Raw genomic sequence first — 315 nt, 5'->3', positions numbered from 1 at the left:
CTCCCGCAGGATCTCGCGCAGGTCCTCCCCGCACCTGCGGGGGTCAGCCGCGCGAGGCCCGGCCAGCCTCGTGTCGGCGGTCGTCCTCCCCGCTCCCGCGGGGGTCAGCCGTAGAGCGGGGTGGTCGAGGCCGGGGTCGCCGCGGGCCGCCGCGGCGCGCGGCGCGCGCCCGCCGCCCGCCGCGACGGAGGCCTCGAGCACCCCGAGCGACGGCTGACCCCCGCGGGCGCGGGGAGGACGACCGCCGACTCCCGCCAGGGCGGGCCTCCGGCGGCTGACCCCCGCAGGTGCGGGGAGGACCTGCGCGAGATCCTG

General features: G+C 81.9%; 1 protein-coding gene. It reads right to left on the bottom strand.

Going from position 1 to position 315, the window contains the following annotated elements:
• A partial coding sequence (locus PUR61_RS01735) for a hypothetical protein (RefSeq protein WP_329874881.1) occupies positions 1 to 201 on the bottom strand: 201 nt, incomplete at its 3' end.
• Positions 202 to 315: the final 114 nt, after the last annotated feature.

Origin of the sequence: Streptomyces sp. BE20 (genome assembly GCF_036322525.1) — a bacterium.
Lineage (GTDB): Bacteria > Actinomycetota > Actinomycetes > Streptomycetales > Streptomycetaceae > Kitasatospora.
The sequence above is the reverse complement of the archived record's forward strand: the minus strand, read 5'-3'. Positions and strand labels throughout refer to the sequence as shown.